The organism is Sphingomonas sp., from assembly GCF_036677245.1.
Taxonomy (GTDB): Bacteria; Pseudomonadota; Alphaproteobacteria; order Sphingomonadales; family Sphingomonadaceae; genus Allosphingosinicella.
In genome coordinates this window covers 1-2,593 of the sequence record NZ_JAKFCG010000113.1, presented here as the reverse complement: position 1 = coordinate 2,593, position 2,593 = coordinate 1, and the positions used below count along the sequence as shown (strand labels likewise).

General features: G+C 64.7%; 3 protein-coding genes. All 3 read left to right on the top strand.

The features are described from left to right. On the top strand, window positions 1-241 hold a 241-nt coding region (locus V6M48_RS11790; RefSeq protein WP_332812720.1), incomplete at its 5' end, for a hypothetical protein. A gap of 7 nt (window positions 242-248) precedes the next feature. Continuing rightward, a complete protein-coding gene (locus V6M48_RS11785) occupies window positions 249-608 on the top strand; it encodes a response regulator (RefSeq protein WP_332812719.1) in 360 nt (119 codons plus the stop codon). A 35-nt stretch (window positions 609-643) separates the two neighbouring features. Then, on the top strand, window positions 644-2,593 hold a 1,950-nt coding region (locus tag V6M48_RS11780), incomplete at its 3' end, for a chemotaxis protein CheA (protein ID WP_332812718.1).

The following is a 2,593-nucleotide window of genomic DNA, read 5'->3' as shown; positions in this document are numbered from 1 at the left end:
CGACGCGCTTGACGGTGTGCGCGACAAGCTCATCGACGCGGTCGAATCGGGACCGGTGGATATCGACGGCCGGGCCGTCGAACGGGTGTCGACCAATGCGCTGGTCATGCTGATCAGCGCCGGCGAAACCGCCCGCCGCAATAATTTCGATTTTCACGTTGCCGAGGCGAGCTCGCCGATGCTCTCGGCCATCGACCGGCTGGGCTTTGGTCCCAGTTTCGCCGGCATGATGAAAGGATGACCTGCTGATGCGCGTTCTGACTGTTGACGATTCCCGTACGATTCTCGCCATGCTGCATCACACGCTGAGCAATGCCGGGTTCGAGGTGCTGCAGGCCGAGGACGGCCAGAAGGGCCTCGACGTGCTCAAGAGCGAGAGCGTCGATGTCGTGATCACCGACATCAACATGCCGGTGATGGATGGCATCGAGTTCATCAAGAACGTCCGGGCATCGGGGCAGTACAACAGCCTGCCGATCCTGATCCTCACCACCGAGACCAGCCAGGACAAGCGCGACCAGGGTCGCGCTGCCGGCGGTACGGGTTGGATCGTCAAGCCGTTCGATCCTGAGAAGCTGATCAGCGTCATCCATCGCGTCGTGCACTAGTAGTCCATCCCAGAAGGGTCCGGCCGAGCCTCAACATGAGCGATCTCGACGATTTCAAAGCTACCTATTTCGACGAGTGCTCCGAGCTTCTGCTCGAACTTGAAGAACAGTTCGCCGCCATCGAACAAGGCGACCGTTCCAGCGATCGGCTCAATGCGGTGTTCCGCGCCATCCACTCGATCAAGGGTGGCGGCGGCGCCTTCGGCTTTTCGGCGCTGGTGGCTTTTGCCCATGCCTACGAGACGCTGCTCGACTATGTGCGCGACGGCCGCATCGAGCTGAGCGATACGGTCGCGGCGCTCTGCATCCGCGCCAACGACATCGTCGCCGACTTCGTCAAGGCGGCGCAGGAGGGCACCGCGCTGGCCCCCGACTACGGCGCCGACGAGAAGGCGCAGTTCGACGCGCTGACCCGCGGCGAGACCGACGACGAGTCGGGCGAGCCGATGGAAGAATTCGACCTCGATTTCACCCCGGTGATGGTCAGGATCGGCGACGATGCCGACGAGCCGGAAGCGCCGGCCGTGGAGATCGAGCCGGACAGCTTTGCCGCCGCACCGCTGGCTGCCGCCGAGCCCGGGCACTGGGAAATCAAGTTCACCCCGCATAGCGAGCTCTATGCCCGCGCCAACGATCCGCTGCTGCTGTTCCGCGAACTGGCGACGCTGGGCGAGATCGAAATCCGCGCCATATTCGATGAGGTGCCGCCGCTCGCCGATTTCGAGCCGTTCGGCGTCTATTGCTCGTGGGAAATCTCGCTGCATTCGCCGACCGTGACCGAAGCGGCGATTGCCGAAGTGTTCGAGTTCGTCGAAGGCAATTGCGATCTCTCCATCGCGCAGGTTGCGGCCTCAGCGGCGGTTGCGGCTCCGGCGAGTGCGGACGCGATGCCGTCGCTGAGCGATTTGTTGCCCGAGCCGGCGCTCGACGTGGCCGAACTGGCGGCAGAGGAAGCGAGCCAGGACCTCAGCTTTGCCGAACTGGCCGCAGCGATCGCGCCGACGCCGAAGGCGGCGCCCGTGCGCGTTGCGGCGCCTGCGCCGGTGCTCCGCGCCGTGCCAAGCGACGAGGATGGCGAAGACCGCCGCACGGGTCCGGAAGACCGCCGCAACGGCGTGCAGTCGATCCGGGTCGACCTCGACAAGATCGACCGCGTGGTCAACATGGTGGGCGAACTGGTGATCACCCAGTCGATGCTCACCCAGCAGATGGATGAGATGCTGCGCGCCCGCTATCAGGAACTGGTGCGTGGGCTCGAAGTGCTGGCGCAGACGACGCGCGGCCTGCAGGACTCGGTGATGGCGATCCGCGCTCAGCCGGTGAAGTCGGTGTTCAGCCGCATGCCGCGCCTGATCCGCGAACTGGCGACCAAGACCCAGAAGAAGATCAAGCTCGAGACCATCGGCGAGAACACCGAGATCGACAAGACGATCATCGAGCAGCTCTCGGACCCCTTGACGCACATGATCCGCAACTCGGCCGACCACGGTATCGAGGTGCCGGAAAAGCGCATCGCGGCGGGCAAGCCCGAGATGGGCACGATCCGCCTCTCGGCCGAACAGGCGGGCGGCAACATCCTGATCGTCGTCGAGGACGATGGCGCCGGGATCAACCGTGAGCGCGTGCTGCAAGTGGCGCGCGACCGGCTGGTGGTCGGCCCCGACCAGCAGCTCACCGAAGAGCAGATCGACCAGCTGATCTTTGCGCCGGGCTTTTCGACCGCCTCGGAAGTCAGCGACATTTCCGGCCGCGGCGTCGGCATGGACGTGGTGCTCTCCAACATCAAGAAGATCGGCGGCTCGGTGCATGTGAAGAGCTGGACCGGCAAGGGCACGCGCATGACGCTGCGCCTGCCGCTGACGCTCGCCGTCCTCGACGTCATGCTGGTCAAGGTCGCGGCATCGCCCTACGTGATCCCGCTGTCATCGATCGTCGAAACCATCCAGTGCTCGCGCGCCAATTTCTCGCGCATGCCGACCGGCAAC